This window comes from Nocardioides sp. (assembly GCF_050246775.1).
Classification (GTDB): Bacteria; Actinomycetota; Actinomycetes; order Propionibacteriales; family Nocardioidaceae; genus Nocardioides.
In genome coordinates, this window is the sequence record NZ_JBFWVK010000001.1 from 773199 (window position 1) to 786850 (window position 13652).

14 protein-coding genes are annotated in these 13652 nt (G+C 69.1%); 5 read left to right on the forward strand and 9 right to left on the reverse strand.

Going from position 1 to position 13652, the window contains the following annotated elements; all coding sequences use genetic code 11:
* Nucleotides 1–151: 151 nt before the first annotated feature.
* The 5 genes from AB7I40_RS03680 to AB7I40_RS03700 all read left to right on the forward strand — a co-directional run bounded on the left by AB7I40_RS03680 (nucleotide 152) and on the right by AB7I40_RS03700 (nucleotide 5439).
* Nucleotides 152–1015: a FadR/GntR family transcriptional regulator gene (locus AB7I40_RS03680; protein ID WP_428347918.1), complete on the forward strand. Its 864-nt coding sequence runs from the start codon at nucleotides 152–154 to the stop codon at nucleotides 1013–1015.
* Entirely contained in the window at nucleotides 1012–2298 is a 1287-nt protein-coding gene (locus tag AB7I40_RS03685) for a CaiB/BaiF CoA transferase family protein (RefSeq protein WP_428343694.1), read from the forward strand. Before AB7I40_RS03680 ends, AB7I40_RS03685 begins: the two co-directional genes overlap by 4 nt.
* Before the next feature lie 31 nt (nucleotides 2299–2329).
* A complete protein-coding gene (locus AB7I40_RS03690) occupies nucleotides 2330–3490 on the forward strand; it encodes an acyl-CoA dehydrogenase family protein (RefSeq protein WP_428343695.1) in 1161 nt (386 codons plus the stop codon).
* Between the two features lie 5 nt (nucleotides 3491–3495).
* Nucleotides 3496–4461: an AAA family ATPase gene (locus AB7I40_RS03695; RefSeq protein WP_428343696.1), complete on the forward strand. Its 966-nt coding sequence runs from the start codon at nucleotides 3496–3498 to the stop codon at nucleotides 4459–4461.
* A gap of 129 nt (nucleotides 4462–4590) precedes the next feature.
* A complete protein-coding gene (locus AB7I40_RS03700) occupies nucleotides 4591–5439 on the forward strand; it encodes a vWA domain-containing protein (protein WP_428347919.1) in 849 nt (282 codons plus the stop codon).
* A 66-nt stretch (nucleotides 5440–5505) separates the two neighbouring features.
* On the opposite strand, the gene AB7I40_RS03705 is transcribed toward AB7I40_RS03700, so the two are convergent.
* The 9 genes from AB7I40_RS03705 to AB7I40_RS03745 all read right to left on the reverse strand — a co-directional run bounded on the left by AB7I40_RS03705 (nucleotide 5506) and on the right by AB7I40_RS03745 (nucleotide 13487).
* Entirely contained in the window at nucleotides 5506–6372 is an 867-nt protein-coding gene (locus tag AB7I40_RS03705; RefSeq protein ID WP_428343698.1) for a hypothetical protein, read from the reverse strand.
* A gap of 271 nt (nucleotides 6373–6643) precedes the next feature.
* Complete coding sequence (locus AB7I40_RS03710) at nucleotides 6644–7822, reverse strand: GDSL-type esterase/lipase family protein (protein ID WP_428343699.1); 1179 nt, start codon at nucleotides 7820–7822, stop codon at nucleotides 6644–6646.
* The gene (locus tag AB7I40_RS03715; protein ID WP_428343700.1) at nucleotides 7819–8412 is read right to left on the reverse strand and encodes a TetR/AcrR family transcriptional regulator; all 594 of its coding nucleotides are present in this window, start codon (nucleotides 8410–8412) and stop codon (nucleotides 7819–7821) included. The genes AB7I40_RS03710 and AB7I40_RS03715 overlap by 4 nt, the downstream gene beginning before the upstream one ends.
* Before the next feature lie 274 nt (nucleotides 8413–8686).
* Complete coding sequence (locus AB7I40_RS03720) at nucleotides 8687–9241, reverse strand: gamma carbonic anhydrase family protein (protein WP_428343701.1); 555 nt, start codon at nucleotides 9239–9241, stop codon at nucleotides 8687–8689.
* An 88-nt stretch (nucleotides 9242–9329) separates the two neighbouring features.
* The gene (locus AB7I40_RS03725) at nucleotides 9330–10187 is read right to left on the reverse strand and encodes a mycofactocin-coupled SDR family oxidoreductase (protein ID WP_428343702.1); all 858 of its coding nucleotides are present in this window, start codon (nucleotides 10185–10187) and stop codon (nucleotides 9330–9332) included.
* A 10-nt stretch (nucleotides 10188–10197) separates the two neighbouring features.
* Nucleotides 10198–11157 (reverse strand): SDR family NAD(P)-dependent oxidoreductase, encoded by a 960-nt coding sequence (locus tag AB7I40_RS03730; protein WP_428343703.1) that lies wholly within the window; start codon nucleotides 11155–11157, stop codon nucleotides 10198–10200.
* 31 nt (nucleotides 11158–11188) lie between these two features.
* Complete coding sequence (locus tag AB7I40_RS03735) at nucleotides 11189–11971, reverse strand: enoyl-CoA hydratase/isomerase family protein (protein WP_428343704.1); 783 nt, start codon at nucleotides 11969–11971, stop codon at nucleotides 11189–11191.
* 98 nt (nucleotides 11972–12069) lie between these two features.
* Entirely contained in the window at nucleotides 12070–12444 is a 375-nt protein-coding gene (locus AB7I40_RS03740) for a NifU family protein (protein ID WP_428343705.1), read from the reverse strand.
* A complete protein-coding gene (locus tag AB7I40_RS03745) occupies nucleotides 12441–13487 on the reverse strand; it encodes an amidohydrolase family protein (RefSeq protein ID WP_428343706.1) in 1047 nt (348 codons plus the stop codon). The genes AB7I40_RS03740 and AB7I40_RS03745 overlap by 4 nt, the downstream gene beginning before the upstream one ends.
* Nucleotides 13488–13652 lie beyond the last annotated feature (165 nt).

The following is a 13652-nucleotide window of genomic DNA, read 5'->3' on the forward strand; positions in this document are numbered from 1 at the left end:
CCTCCGGAGCCGCACCCTGGCTGGACGGTGCGCCACCACCATGCAACTGTGCCCATCCGGGCACCACGACGAACATCGGGTAGACGAAGCACGGCACGGCGGCCCCGGTCGCCCTGCCCGCATCGGTCGCACAGTGACGGGAGACTCCAGGATGGCCAGCAGGGAAACTGATGTGAGGCCCTCCGATCCGGCACCCGTGCCCACGGGGGCAGCGGAGGACTCCGGCGAGGCCGTTGCGGGCGCCTCGTCCGACACGCGCAACACCCGGAACCTGTCGGTCGCCAAGGTCCGCCCGGTCTACGAGCAGGTCGCCGAGCAGCTGCGCGACCTGCTGGTCTCCGGTGAGCTGCAGCCTGGTCAACGGCTGCCGACCGAGGGGGACCTCGCCAAGCTCTTCGGCGTGGGACGTACGACGGTCCGCGAGGGGCTGCGCATCCTCGCCTCCCAGCAGTTGCTGACCACCACGCGCGGAGCCAAGGGCGGCACGTTCGTCGTGACACCCGACGCCGACACCGTGAGCCGCTACCTCGAGACCAGCATCGGCCTGCTGGCCGGGTCCGACCGGATGTCGATCGCCGAACTGCTGGAGGCGCGCAAGTACCTCGAGCTGCCGGCGACGCGGCTGGCCACCGAGCGCCTCGACGAAGCGGGCCTCGCAGCCATCGCCGCGACCGCGCAGCCGACGACCACCCCCGGCGCCAAGATGGAGCACTCGAACTTCCACGTGGAGATCCTGCGGGCCTCCGGCAATCGGATGATGGAGGTCATGGCGCGTCCGATCTTCGACGTGATGCGCACGCGACTCAACCGTGGTGCCGCGCCGCGGGACTTCTGGAACAAGGTCAATGCCGAGCACCAGGTCATCTTCTCGGCGATCGAGTCGCGTGACGCGGGTGCCGCGGTCGATGCGATGCACGCCCACCTGGACCACCTCTTCGAGGTCTATGTCGCGATCGACTGGTCGACCGGTGCGGGCGGCGACGATGGCACCGGCCCCCATCGCAGTCGGTCATGACGGCGCTGAACGGCAGCGAGCCCACGCGAGCGCTGCCCCTCGCAGACGTCCGCATCATCGCCATCGAGCAGTACGGCGCCGGGCCCTTCGGGTCCATGCACCTGGCCGACCTCGGCGCAGAGGTCATCAAGATCGAGGATCCGTCCGCGAAGGGCGACATCGGCCGCTATGTCCCCCCGTTCCAGGTCGGCGAGGACAACCTGTTCTTCGAGTCGCTCAACCGCAACAAGCGCTCGATCAGCCTGGACCTGAGCAGTGCCGCCGGCCGTGACGTCTTCGAGGACCTGGTCCGCAGCTCCGACGTGGTGTTCTCCAACATGCGCGGCGACGTACCGGCCAAGATGCGGATCCGCTACGAGGACCTGCGAGACCTGAATCCCACGATCGTCTGCTGTTCGCTCAGCGGCTTCGGGACGACCGGGCCGCGGGCCGCTGAGCCGGGCTACGACTACATCATCCAGGGCCTGGCCGGGTGGATGGATGTCACCGGCGAACCGGACGGGCCGCCCTCGAAGTCCGGGCTGTCACTGGTGGACTGGAGCGGCGGCTATGTGGCGGCCATGTCCATCCTCGTAGGCCTGCACGTGGCCCGCCGAGACGGACAGGGCAGCGACTGCGACGTGAGCCTCTTCGACAACGCCATCTCGCTGCTGACCTATCTGGCCACGTGGAACCTGAGCGCGGACTACCAGCCCAAGCGCACCCGGCACTCGGCCCATCCCTCGATCGTGCCGTTCCAGAACTTCCAGACCTCCGACGGCTGGATCGTCGTCGGCTGCGCCAAGGATCACTTCTGGACCAAGCTGGTCGAGGCGATCGGTCTGCCCGAGCTCGCCGAGAACGACGACTACGCGACGTTGGCCGAGCGCTACACCCATCGCGACGAGGTCCTGGCCATCCTGGAGGAGCGGTTCCTCCAGCGGACGAAGGCCGAGTGGCTGCCGCTCCTGGCGCTGTCGGGAGTGCCGAGCGCCCCGGTCAACTCCATCGCGGAGGCGTTGCAGGACCCGCAGGTGGCGGCTCGCCACCTGATCGCCGAGACCGATCATCCCTCGTTCGGGCGCGTGCTCCAGATCGTGAGTGCCGTGCGGGTCGGCGAACCGATGCCCACGGCGGGCCGGTTCCGCCGGGCGCCGCGCCGCAACGAGGACGCGGACTACGTGCTCGGATCGGTCCTCGGCTACGACGAGGACCATGTCACCTCCCTGTCTGACAAGGGCGCCTTCGGGGCCACCCCGGCCTCCGAACCGACCCAGGATCCACCCCTGGGCTACTTCGCCTGAGCGCACGCCTCCCCACCCACCCGAGGACACGATGGACTTCTCACTCTCACCTGACCAGCAGGCCTTCCGGCAGACGGTGCGCGACTTCGTCGACACCGAGATCAGGCCCTATGCCGGCGAGCTGGAGCGCAGCGGCACCTACCCGCACAAGATCGTCGAGAGCATGAAGGCGATGGACCTCTTCGGCATGAACGTGCCGGAGGAGTACGGCGGGCTCGGCCTCGACCAGGTCTCGCTGGCCATCGTGTTCGAGGAGATCGCGCGCGGCTGGATGGGGGTGGCCGGCATCCTCGGCAGCCACTCGGTCACGTGCCGGTTGATCGCGCAGAGCGGCACGGAGGAGCAGAAGTCCGAGTTGCTGCCGCAATTCGCCTCCGGCGAGCGGCGTACCGGCTTCGCAGTGACCGAACCCGGCGCCGGCTCGGACCTCCAGGGCATCTCGACCACGGCCGTGAAGGACGGCGACGACTACATCGTCACCGGCACCAAGACCTGGATCACCAACGCGCGGTACGCCGATCCGCTGCCCGTGCTGGTCAAGACCGACCCGTCGGCGACCCCGAGGCACCGGGGCATGAGCTTCCTGCTGCTGAGCAAGGACATGGACGGGTTCGAGGTGCAGCGCGACATCGGGAAGCTCGGCTACAAGGGCCCGGAGTCCTGCGAGATCACCCTGGACCACGTGCGGGTGCCTGCGCGGAACCTTCTCGGCGGCGTCGAGGGACGCGGCCTCCAGCAAGCCCTGTCCGCGCTGGAGTCCGGACGGATCAACGTGGCCGCACGGGCGGTGGGGGTGGCCGAGGCCTCCCTCGGCGCGGCGCTGAAGTATGCGAACGAGCGTGAGGCCTTCGGCCAGACGATCGGCAACTTCCAGGCCATCCAGCTCACGCTGGCCGACATGGCCACCGAGACCCAGGCTGCCCGGCTGCTGACCTGGTGGGCCGCCGATCAGCTCGACCACAACAGCCGGGCGGACATGCAGACCGGCATGGCCAAGCTCTTCGCCTCCGAGGTCGCGCTGCGCGCCTCGCTGGCCGCGATGCGCGTGCACGGCGGCTACGGCTACTCCACCGAGTTCGAGGTCGAGCGCTACTTCCGCGACGCTCCGCTCATGGCCATCGGCGAAGGCACCAGCGACATCCTGCGCACCGTGATCGCCAAGGGCATCCTGGCCACGGGCACAGACTGGTAGCCCTGATGACGACAGTCGGCCCCCGCCCGGGAGCTCGAACGGACCGGACCTCCGCCCCGCTGGGTCCGGCGCATGCGTCGGTCCGTATCGACGAGGCACGCAACCGCATCGCCGAGCAGCTGGTGGGTCGCACCCATGAGCTCGAGCTGGTGCTGGCCGCTGTCTCGTCCGGACGTGACCTGGTCCTCGAGGGGCCACCGGGCACCAGCAAGACGACGATCCTCAAGGCGATCACGGCCGAGTGGGGCATCGACCTGCATTTCGTCGAGGGCAATGCCGACCTGACGCCCTCCAAGCTCGTGGGCCATCACAACCCGGCGCGGGTCCTCAAGGAGGACTACAGCGCCGACAACTTCGTGGACGGTCCGCTGGTCCAGGCCATGCGGGATGGCGGGTTCCTCTACATCGAGGAGTTCAACAGGGCCCCGGAGGACACCGTGAACACCCTGCTCACCGCCATGGCCGACCGCGAGATCTCCATCCCCAGGGTCGGCGTCGTCAGCGCTCGGCCGACGTTCCGGGTCATCGCCTCCATGAACCCCTTCGACAACATCGGCACCACCCGGTTGTCCACCAGCGTGCACGACCGGATGTGCCGACTCGCCATCGGCTACCAGCCGGAGGACGCCGAACGGGACGTCGTGGCGCTACGCACGGGAGCGCGGGACCGCCGACAGGTGGCGGACTGCGTGGCGGTCACCCGGGCCACCCGCGAGCACGCGGATCTGCGCCAGGGAAGCAGTGTTCGTGGCGCCATCGACCTTCTCTTCGTGCTCGACAGCCTCCTGGCGATGCGTGCCCACTCCTCCTCGGAGGAGACCTACCGCACGGCGTTCTTCGACGCGATGACCGTGGCCCTCTCGGGACGCATCCACGTGGACGAGGCGGCCGAGACCACACCGGAACGGGTGCTGCGAGAGATCTGGGAGGACCACTTCATCCTGGACCCGGCCGAGGCTGAGCCCGGTTGAAGGACGATCGAGGCGAGTACGCCGACCCGGCGCCGCCGCGAACGGTCCCCCCAGCGGCCCCTGCGCCGCAAGCCCAAGCAGCTGACTGAGCCACCGCAGCTGTTCTCACCCTCGGCCGGCGGATCCCTGGTGCCCCTGCTGGTGCCGGGCCAGGGTCCTCCCCCGCCAGGGAGACCCCGGGGCGGCTCCGCTCCGGGCCCCACCGAGGACGACGCGACCGCCCTGCCGGCCCCGATCGAGCGACTGGTGGCAGACCCTGAGGCGCGGCGCCTCGCCCGCCGCATCGCTGCTCGGCTGCTGATCCCCCGACCACCGCGCTCACCGAGTGCTCGTCGCGGCAGCGGCGAGCTGCGCAGCCTGCCCTACCGCGACGGCGGATCGGCCGAGATCGACCTGGACCGCACCCTGGAGCAGCTCGCCGAACGACCCTTCCCTGAGCCTCACGACATCGTCATCCGGGACCGGGCCCGCACCAGGCGCTCGGTGGTGCTGGCTCTGGACATCTCGGGCTCCATGCGCGGCGAGCGGGTCACGACCGCAGCCGCCACGATGGCCGCGATCGCCAGCGAGCTCCAGCGCGACCTCCTCGCCGTGGTCGCGTTCTGGTCCGACGCCGCCGTACTGCTCGAACTCGGCCAACCCGTCCGTCCGATGGCCCTGCTCGACTCGGTGCTGGCGATGCCCGCTCGCGGGCTTACGAATGTCGCGTTCCCGCTCCAGGTGGCCGCCGATCAGCTCGCCCGGGCCTCATCACTGGACAAGCGGGTCGTGCTGCTGTCCGACTGCGTGCACAACGCCGGCCCGGATCCGCGGCTGTGGGCGGCGGGGCTGCCGCGGCTCGACGTCCTGCTCGACACCACCGGCGAGAAGGACGTCGAGCTCGGCCGAGACCTGGCCCGCGCGGGCCACGGCATGCTGCTGCCCATCGGCTCGCATCGCGACGTACCGCCGGCGATCGGGCGCATCTTCGCGAGGTGACTGCTGCGGCGCCCCCGACCTCTGGCTGAGACGATCCAAAGGTCGAGGGCGGCTCTCGTTGGTCGCCTATCGACGCTTGTGGATGACGAGCTTGACGGGCTTGGCCCTGGATCCGAGGACTGTGCCGCTCCCGGTGAACGAGACCCTCACCTGGTAGGTGCCGGGCCGCTTGACCCGGGGCAGCGTCACGACCGCCTTGCCATGCTCCCTCAGGGTCACGCGTTCAGCTGCTCGCCTGCCGGCCACACGCACCACGACCCTGCCGGTGACGTTCGTGACGAACGGGCTGGTGAGGGTGACCCTGACCTTCGCCCGCTGGGGGGAGGTGATCCTGGCCCGGGACAGGACCGCCCTGGTCGCAGAGGCGACTCGTCCCTGCCGGGCAAGCGCAACGGCTCCCAGGTTGCGGACCCGCCCCGTCGCCGCTGCGAGGTTGCGCACCATGATCGGACGGCCCCCGCCGTAGCGCTTCATGCGGAACTGGTCGCCGTCCTCCTTGCCGCTGACGGCGGAGAACACGATGCGGTAGGGCTGGTCGCTCGGCACCTGGAGCATGAAGAAGCCGTTGGTGTACCCCGGGTTGCTCGGCGAACCCCCGTACGTCAGGGCTGAGGCAACTGGTGCGGTCGCCGCGGGATCGGCGGGCCACGCCTCGACGTTGACGTTGTCCTGAGCGTGATCGGCCTGATCGGTGACGACGCCTTCGATCCACGTCTGTCCAGCGGGCGGCACCGCGGCCGGGAGGCGGAGATGCCTCCCCGAGGAAGGCTGGGCCATCACGGGAGCGGCGGGGGCCGGCCACGTCTGGGACGCGACGACCAGTGCGCCCAGGACGGCGGGCACCCCGATCAGCGCCCACCTGCCACGTGCTCGCGCCACAGCCCCGGTGGCCGGCCGACGATCGGGTGCCGCTGATTCGTTGGGGTCATGCATGTGAACTCCTCGGTTGGCGCCACTCATCCTGAGAAGGCGACGTGTGACACGGCGAGCGATGGAAGTTTGGGAACGGGCCGCGGCGTCGACGCGGTGCCCGGATCTCCCGACCCGCCGTCTTGTTCGTGTCTCCCACGATCCCGGGGCGGAGCAGTGTGGGTCATCACCGCCAGCGTCCATCCGGCGTTCCTGCTAGCAGGTAGCGCACAGCATCAGTGATCGGACGGGCCCTGGTGACGAAGGCCCTGCGGATCTCGCCGGCGTCAGCGCGTCATGCGTGCAGCCCGAAGGGCGCGTCGGCGTCGGTGAAGGCGAGGGCGGCGAACCGCTCTCCGATCCGTCGATGCGTGGCCGGGTCGGGGTGGAGCCGGTCAGGCAACGGGAGCTCCTCGGTGTCGGCGTCGCCGTAGAGCCTGCGACCGTCGAGATAGAACAGGTGCTTGTCCTCGACCGCACGCTGCTCGACGATCCGGGCGAGCTCGGCGCGGATGACACTCAGCGTGAGCTTGCCCCTGGCCACCTCGTCGGGGTCGCCGGTGGCCACGAAGGCCAGGCGGCCCTCGGCGAACGCGGCCAGGTCGGGTGCGGCCGGGCCGGGGGTGTTCTCGTGGATCGGACACAGGATCGGCGAGATGACCAGCAGCGGCGTCTCCGGGTGTCCCTCTCGGATCGTGTCGAGGTAGCCGTGGACCGCGGGACCGAACGCGCGCAGCCGCATCAGGTCGGTGTTGACCAGGTTGATGCCGAGCTTGACGCTGATCAGGTCGGCGGGCGTGTCGCGCAGCACCCGGGCGACGAACGGGTCCAGCAGGGCGCCGCCTCCGAAGCCGAGGTTGTGCAGCGCCGCCTCGCCGAGCCTGGCTGCGACGGCAGGCCAGGTGCCGGTCGGCGAGGTGGCGTTGGAACCGTGGCTGATCGAGCTGCCGTGGTGCAGCCAGGTACGGCGACGGTTCGGCGCCGCGGGCTCGACCGGCGCGTCGGTGCGCAAGGCCACGAGCTCGGTCGTCTCGTCATGGGGGAGCCAGATCTCGACGTCCTTGAGATCACCCTCGAGGCCGTCGAAGCAGACGGTCCCGGGCGGTCCGGCCTCGATCGTCATGGAACCGGTCATCATGTCGAGGGTCATCGTGCTGCCACCGGCCACGCTGCCCTGGCCCGCCAACCGCCCGTTGACCAGGAGGTCGTAGACCCCATCGGGGCGGGGCGGTGCACCGGCGTAGACCCGCTTGGTGGGCAACGTGTCGAGCTCGATACGCGTCGCTCGGGTGCCGAAGGCCAGGCGGACCCCGGACGGTTGGGCCTCGACCATGGCCAGTTGGGGGTCGGAGCTCTGAGCGCGTGCCCAGGCCGGCAACCGGTGGGGCAGCAGGCCGGCCTCGGTCTGCTCGGTCTCGAGGCACCCCTGCACGAGGTCGGCGGTGATGGGGGTGGTGAGCAGGTCCTGGGTCATGTCGTCTTCCGTGACGTCGGATCGGGACTGGGCCAGCCGCACAGCACGCCGTCGAGCGCGTCCAGGGCGCGCGACCAGCTCTCCTGGGGCTCCGGCTCGCTGTGGGCGAAGGCGCCCGCGAGCTCCAGGGTCACGAAGCCCTGGAACACGCTCCCGAGCAGTCGGACCGCGTGCGTCTGGTCGGTCTCCTCGAGGGAGTAGCCGCGAAGCACGGCTCGCATCAGGTCGGCATGGCGTCGGCCGGCGCTGACCGAGGCCTCATCGGTGTCGAGCGGGTATCGGGTGGCGGCGTACCGGCCCGGGTGCTCGCGAGCGTAGTCACGGTAGGTGTCGCCGAGGGCGATGAGCGCATCGCGACCGGATCGTCCGGCCAGCGCCTGCGCTCCGCGGTCGGCGATCTCGACCAGGGCCAGCTGAGCGATCCGGGTGCGCAGGTCGTGGGAACTGGAGACGTGGGAGTACAGGCTCGCGACCTTGACGCCGAAGCGTCGAGCCACTTCAGAGAGGGTCACCTGCTCGAACCCGATCTCATCGGCGAGCTCCGCACCGCCGCGGGCGACGCGTTCGGGGCTGAGCCTCACTCGCTGCATCACGACTTCTTCCGCATCTCCATAGGCCACAACCTAAACCTTATAGGTTGAAGCGGCGGCGGACCGATCTCCCGCAACACCTTCCGCGGCCGGATCTGGCGAAAAGCCGTCGCCAAGGCCGAGATCGGCTTCACCGTCCGCAGGCTGGACAGGCAGGCAACCTGCCCTGGTCCGGGCTCTCTGCTGCGATCTCCCACCACGAGGCTTCAGCAATTGCCGGCTGGTTGAGGAAGCGCTTCGCTCTGCGGTGGATGGTCTTCGACCCGGTTGGCGACTACGGGGGTGCGAGTGCCCGAGCATGGGCCTTCGCCAACCGGACGTAGTCAACGGCGTTGTTGACAATCCGAAGCTTCTCCTCGTCGGTCACCGCCCTGATGACCTTGGCCGGGGCGCCGAGCACGAGCGACCCGGCGGGGACCCTCGTGCCCTCGGTCACGAGCGCACCTGCGCCGATGATCGAGTCCGACCCGATCACGGCACCGTTCATCACGGTCGCGGACATCCCGACCAGGACACGGTTCCCTATCTGGCACCCGTGGAGCACCGCGCCGTGCCCCACGGAGACGGAGTCTCCGATCCGCAGAGGAATGCCCTTGTCGGCGTGGAGGGCACTGCAGTCCTGCAGGTTGCTGTCGCGGCCGATCTCGATGATCTCGAGGTCACCGCGGACGCTGACGCCGTACCAGACGGAGGCACCGGACCTGATCGTCACCGAGCCTGACACGGCCGCAGTCGGCGCGATCCAGGCAGACACGTCGATCGACGGGCTCCGGCCGTCGACTGTGATGACCAGCGGTTGGACGACGTCGCGCGCCGCACGTCGGGGCATCGCAGGAACCTCCTCGCGGGCACGCTTTGTTGGGAATGACTCTCGTCACCGGGTCCACGACCGCGCAGGGCGTGGCGGCCACGGGCGATCAGGTCGCCGCGTGAGGGATCTTGTGCGGCCAGATGTTGCCGGCGTCCACGGGAAGGGCGACACCGGTCACGTAACGCGACTCGTCAGATGCGAGGTAGAGCACGGCATTCGAGACATCCACTGGATCGATCCAGGGGATGGGCATCGCGTTCATGTTCGTCATGGCACCGACAACGTCCTCGAAGGTGGCTCCTGCCCGGCCTCCGGCGAACAGCTCGTAGGTGCCGCTGTTGGCGACCATCGGCGTCTCGACGGCGCCGGGACAGACCGTGTTGACCCGGATGAAGTGCGGCGCGAGCTCCAGCGCGAGGACCTTCATGAGCCCGAGCACCCCGTGCTTCGCCGCACCGTAGTGCGCCAGGTTGGCAAACCCGATCAACGAGGAGGCCGACCCGGTCAGCACGATGGATCCCCCCTGTCCCTGGGCCAGCATCGCCGGGACGACGGCCCGCAGGGTCTGCCAGACACCGGTCAGGTTCACCGCGATCAGGTCGTCCCACTGCTCCTGAGTGAGCTCCCACGTCGGGGCGGAGCTGAGGATGCCGGCACCCGGGGACACGATGTCGATGCGTCCCATCTCGGCGATCCCGTCCGCGACTGCCGCTTGCAGAGCCTCGCCGTCGCGAACGTCGACCCGCCGGGTGATGGCGCGTCGACCGAGGCCCTCCACCAGCCGGGCGGTCTCGGCGAGATCGTCCTCCGTCGCGAGCGCGTAGTCGACCGACGCGATCTGCCGGCACAGGTCGACAGCGATGATGTCGGCTCCTTCCTCGGCGAGCCGCACCGCGTGTGACCTCCCCTGCCCGCGGGCGGCGCCGGTGATGAGCGCGACCTTTCCCTCGACCCGTCCCACCATGATCAGCCTTTCAGTAGCCCCGGTCGCGAAGGTCCGGGTGGTCGTTCAGTGTGAACTCGTTGCGCAAGCCGTCGACCAAGGACGTCGCGGCGACCTGGTCCAAGCTGTCAAGGTCCCAGCCGCCCTGGCGGTAGACGGTGCGGACAGGCTGAGGGGCGTCGACGCGGTTGACGGTGTCGCCGTGGATCTCGAAGACCTGACCGTTGACGTCCGTGGCCGCGTCCGTGCAGAGCCAGACCGCGAGCGGAGCGACCTTGCGCGGCGCCATGAGACCGGGATCGGACGCCATGGCCTGCACCGCGGAGAAGACCCGGCGGTCCATGGTGAGCTCGAACATCCTCGCCCACTTCCCGGCTCGACCCTCGAAGCTCCCCCCGGTGTTGGTCGCCGCGACTGGCCGGATCGCGTTGCACCGGACGTCGAACCGTCCGAGCTCACGCGCCACGGACCGGGTCAGCCCGAGCACCCCTTCCTTGGCACTGGCGTAGGCGGCATGGGCAGGGGCGCCGTACCCGGACGCGGAGCTGGTGTTGACGACGACGCCACCGCCCCTGGCGATCATCTGAGGAGCCACCGCCTGCGTCATGGCGAAGTAGCCCTTGAGGTTGACGTCGAAGGTGGTGTCCCAGCTCGCCTCGTCGTACTCGCGGGTGTCACCGAACCTCGTGAACGTGGCGTTGTTGATGAGGATGTCGACGCCGCCATAGCTCTCGACGGCCGCTTCGACAATCGCCGCAGCCCCGTCCCAGGTGGCCGACTCGGCGTTCGCCGTCGCCTCGCCGCCGGCCGCCCGGATCTCGGCGACGACGCTCTCGGCGCTCGCGTCCTCGCGGACGCCGATGTCGTTCACCACCACGTGAGCTCCCTGCTGCGCCAGCAGGAGGGCGTGCTCGCGGCCGATCCCGCCTCCGGCGCCGGTCACGATCGCGACCTTGCCGCTCAGCCGTTCTGGCGCGGACGATTCGGACATGCTGGTCCTTTCGAAGAGGGAGCCGGCTCGATCAGTGGCCGTCGAGGGTGGCCGCGTTCCACGAGTCGAGCTGGCCGAGGCCCTCCAGGGCGAAGCCCATCGCGAGATCCTGGTGCGACAGTCGCTTGAGCTCGTTCGTGAACAGTCGGCGTGTGTACTGCCGCACCAGCCGCGGCTTCGCCGCCACCTCGCGCGCCAGCTCCCACGCCCGGTCCACGAGCTGGTCCCGGGGCACGACCTCGTTGACCACGCCGTAATCGTGCGCGGTCCGGGCGTCGAGGACCTGGCCGGTCAAGAGGAAGTACCGGCCCCGGTTCGACCCCAGGGCATGCGTCCAGAAGGGATGGTGCCCGTCGCCGGGGACGACACCGTTCGTGAAGTGCGACCCGTCCTGGAACGTCGCCGTGTCCGAGGCGAGCACGATGTCGGCGAGCACGGCGAGCTCCGAGTGGAACCTCACCGGACCGTTGACAGCCGCGATCACCGGCACGTCGACCGCGAGGTAGCAGTCGATCAACCGGCGGCCGTGGTACATCAGGTCGTCGAAGACCCGGGGCGTCACGCTCTCGATGCCGCTGGTGTCGAACTCGCTGCAGAAGTCGTCACCCGTGCCGGTGAGGATGACGACCTGGTTGTGCGGATCGTCGGCGATGTCCGCGAAGGCGTAGCCCAGCTCCTCATGTACGGCGATGCCGAAGGCCAGGCTCTGGCCGTCGGTGTGCAGCGTCACCTGCAGCACGCCGTCGTCCCGCTCCATCGCGATGTGGCGGTACCTGTCGGCGTACTCCTCGAACGCAGGGCCACGTCGTCCCATGGTTGCTCCTGTCCTCGTCACGTGGGCGCGCAGGATCGCCCGGTCCCTCCGCCTGGTCAGTCGGTCGCGGCGGTGGAACCGACGAGCCTGCGCTCACCTCACGCGGAATGGCACTCGTGGTGAGAGGGACTCTGCTCGGCCCGCTCTTTCGCGCGGGCCTCGAAGTTGTCGTACATCGCCGCCATCCGGTGCTGCTGCTGGACGGTGATCGCGACACCCGGGGTGGACACGCTGTTCACCCCTTCGACGTGGCGCAGCCGAGGGTAGATCGAGCCGACGATCGTGTTGCGCCGGAAGGCGCAGACCGTGCACGCGCCGGTGAACTCGATCTGCACCGCACCTTGATCGTCGATGCCCGTCACGTTGGCGCCGCCCAGGTGGGAAGCGAGAAGCGGACGGATCTCCCGGTCGAAGAGTTCCTCCACCGCGATCAGGCGCTGGTCGGCCTGCTGCGACGTCGATTCCTCGCTCACAACGCACCCACCGGGTCACCCGCGGTTTCCTCCGCGGTCGTCTCCTGCGCGGTCTTCTTGAACGCCTCGACGTCGATTCCCAGGATTCGGGCCGCGTTGAGCCCGAAGACCTGCTCCTTGATCTCGCGGGTGACCGCGGGGTAGCCCCACCCGTCCTGGAGGTCCTGCGGCATCTCGAGGTCGTTGAACGCGTCGATGAAGTTCTGCACGCGGGGCCACAGGAAGGCCTCGGAGCCGTACAGGAGGCGGTCCGGACCGATCTCGTAGAGCGCCTTTCCGAGGACCTCGAGCATGGGCCGCGGCTGCATCAGGTACTGGTTGAACCAGAGCGGCAGGACCATGACGATGTTGGCGTGCCTGCTGGCGACGGCGAACGTCTCGTCGAGGTAGGGGAAGCCGAGGTGGTGCAGGCCGAAGGTCAGGTCCGGGAAGTCCTGGGCCGGACTCTGCATGTCGAGCGAGCGCAGGTCCTCGACGTGCTGGTCGCCGATCGCCCCACCCTTGTGGAACTGGATGTAGTCGACCCCGAGCTCCTGGGCCTTCTCGTAGAGCGGGTAGACCAGAGCGCGATCGTCCGCTCGCCACTTCAGGTGCCGCGACTGCGCCTGGTAGAACTTGAAGCTCTTCGCCCCGAGCTCCTCGACCTGGCGCTCCATCTCCCGCTGCGCTCCGCGCACGCCCTGCATCAGCGGGTCGACGCCGCCACAGAACAGGATCTTGTCGGGGTACGCGGCAGCGAGCTCCGCCTGCGCATCGGCCGGTGCCGACCCGGTCTCCCAGTAGTCGAGCAGCGGGACCGTCTGGACCATCGCCATGTCGGTGTCGGAGTTGTCGAACAGGAAGTCAGCCTCGGTGAGCTCGTCCAGCTTGCCGTCGACGAACACGTCGGGGTTGCCGGGGTTCGCTTCGGTGGCCCACCCGTCGACCAGTCCCCTGACCCACCCGATGTAGCCGTCCACGACAGGCGTGTTGAGCTTCTGGTTGGACTCCCGGAAGTCGAAACGGTGGATCACCGCGTCGAAGATGAACATCCCGTCTTTCATGAAGTGGTCTCCTTGGCTCAGTCGATTCCGGAAGTCCCGGTGTTCAGTGGTGTAGGGATCGCGCCCACGTGGGTCGGATCATGCAGCTCATGCGTTCGCCCGGCGATCTGCGCGAGAGCCTCCGACCCGTCGACCGTGCGTGACCTACGCCATACCGAGAGTCTC

Excerpts from the sequence above, each read along its gene's own strand:
- AB7I40_RS03680 (WP_428347918.1), top strand. The coding sequence starts at position 152 with ATGGCCAGCAGGGAAACTGATGTGAGGCCCTCCGATCCGGCACCCGTG.
- AB7I40_RS03685 (WP_428343694.1), top strand. The coding sequence starts at position 1,012 with ATGACGGCGCTGAACGGCAGCGAGCCCACGCGAGCGCTGCCCCTCGCA.
- AB7I40_RS03690 (WP_428343695.1), top strand. The coding sequence starts at position 2,330 with ATGGACTTCTCACTCTCACCTGACCAGCAGGCCTTCCGGCAGACGGTG.
- AB7I40_RS03695 (WP_428343696.1), top strand. The coding sequence starts at position 3,496 with ATGACGACAGTCGGCCCCCGCCCGGGAGCTCGAACGGACCGGACCTCC.
- AB7I40_RS03705 (WP_428343698.1), bottom strand. The coding sequence starts at position 6,372 with ATGCATGACCCCAACGAATCAGCGGCACCCGATCGTCGGCCGGCCACC.
- AB7I40_RS03710 (WP_428343699.1), bottom strand. The coding sequence starts at position 7,822 with ATGACCCAGGACCTGCTCACCACCCCCATCACCGCCGACCTCGTGCAG.
- AB7I40_RS03715 (WP_428343700.1), bottom strand. The coding sequence starts at position 8,412 with ATGCAGCGAGTGAGGCTCAGCCCCGAACGCGTCGCCCGCGGCGGTGCG.
- AB7I40_RS03720 (WP_428343701.1), bottom strand. The coding sequence starts at position 9,241 with ATGCCCCGACGTGCGGCGCGCGACGTCGTCCAACCGCTGGTCATCACA.
- AB7I40_RS03725 (WP_428343702.1), bottom strand. The coding sequence starts at position 10,187 with ATGGTGGGACGGGTCGAGGGAAAGGTCGCGCTCATCACCGGCGCCGCC.
- AB7I40_RS03730 (WP_428343703.1), bottom strand. The coding sequence starts at position 11,157 with ATGTCCGAATCGTCCGCGCCAGAACGGCTGAGCGGCAAGGTCGCGATC.
- AB7I40_RS03735 (WP_428343704.1), bottom strand. The coding sequence starts at position 11,971 with ATGGGACGACGTGGCCCTGCGTTCGAGGAGTACGCCGACAGGTACCGC.
- AB7I40_RS03745 (WP_428343706.1), bottom strand. The coding sequence starts at position 13,487 with ATGAAAGACGGGATGTTCATCTTCGACGCGGTGATCCACCGTTTCGAC.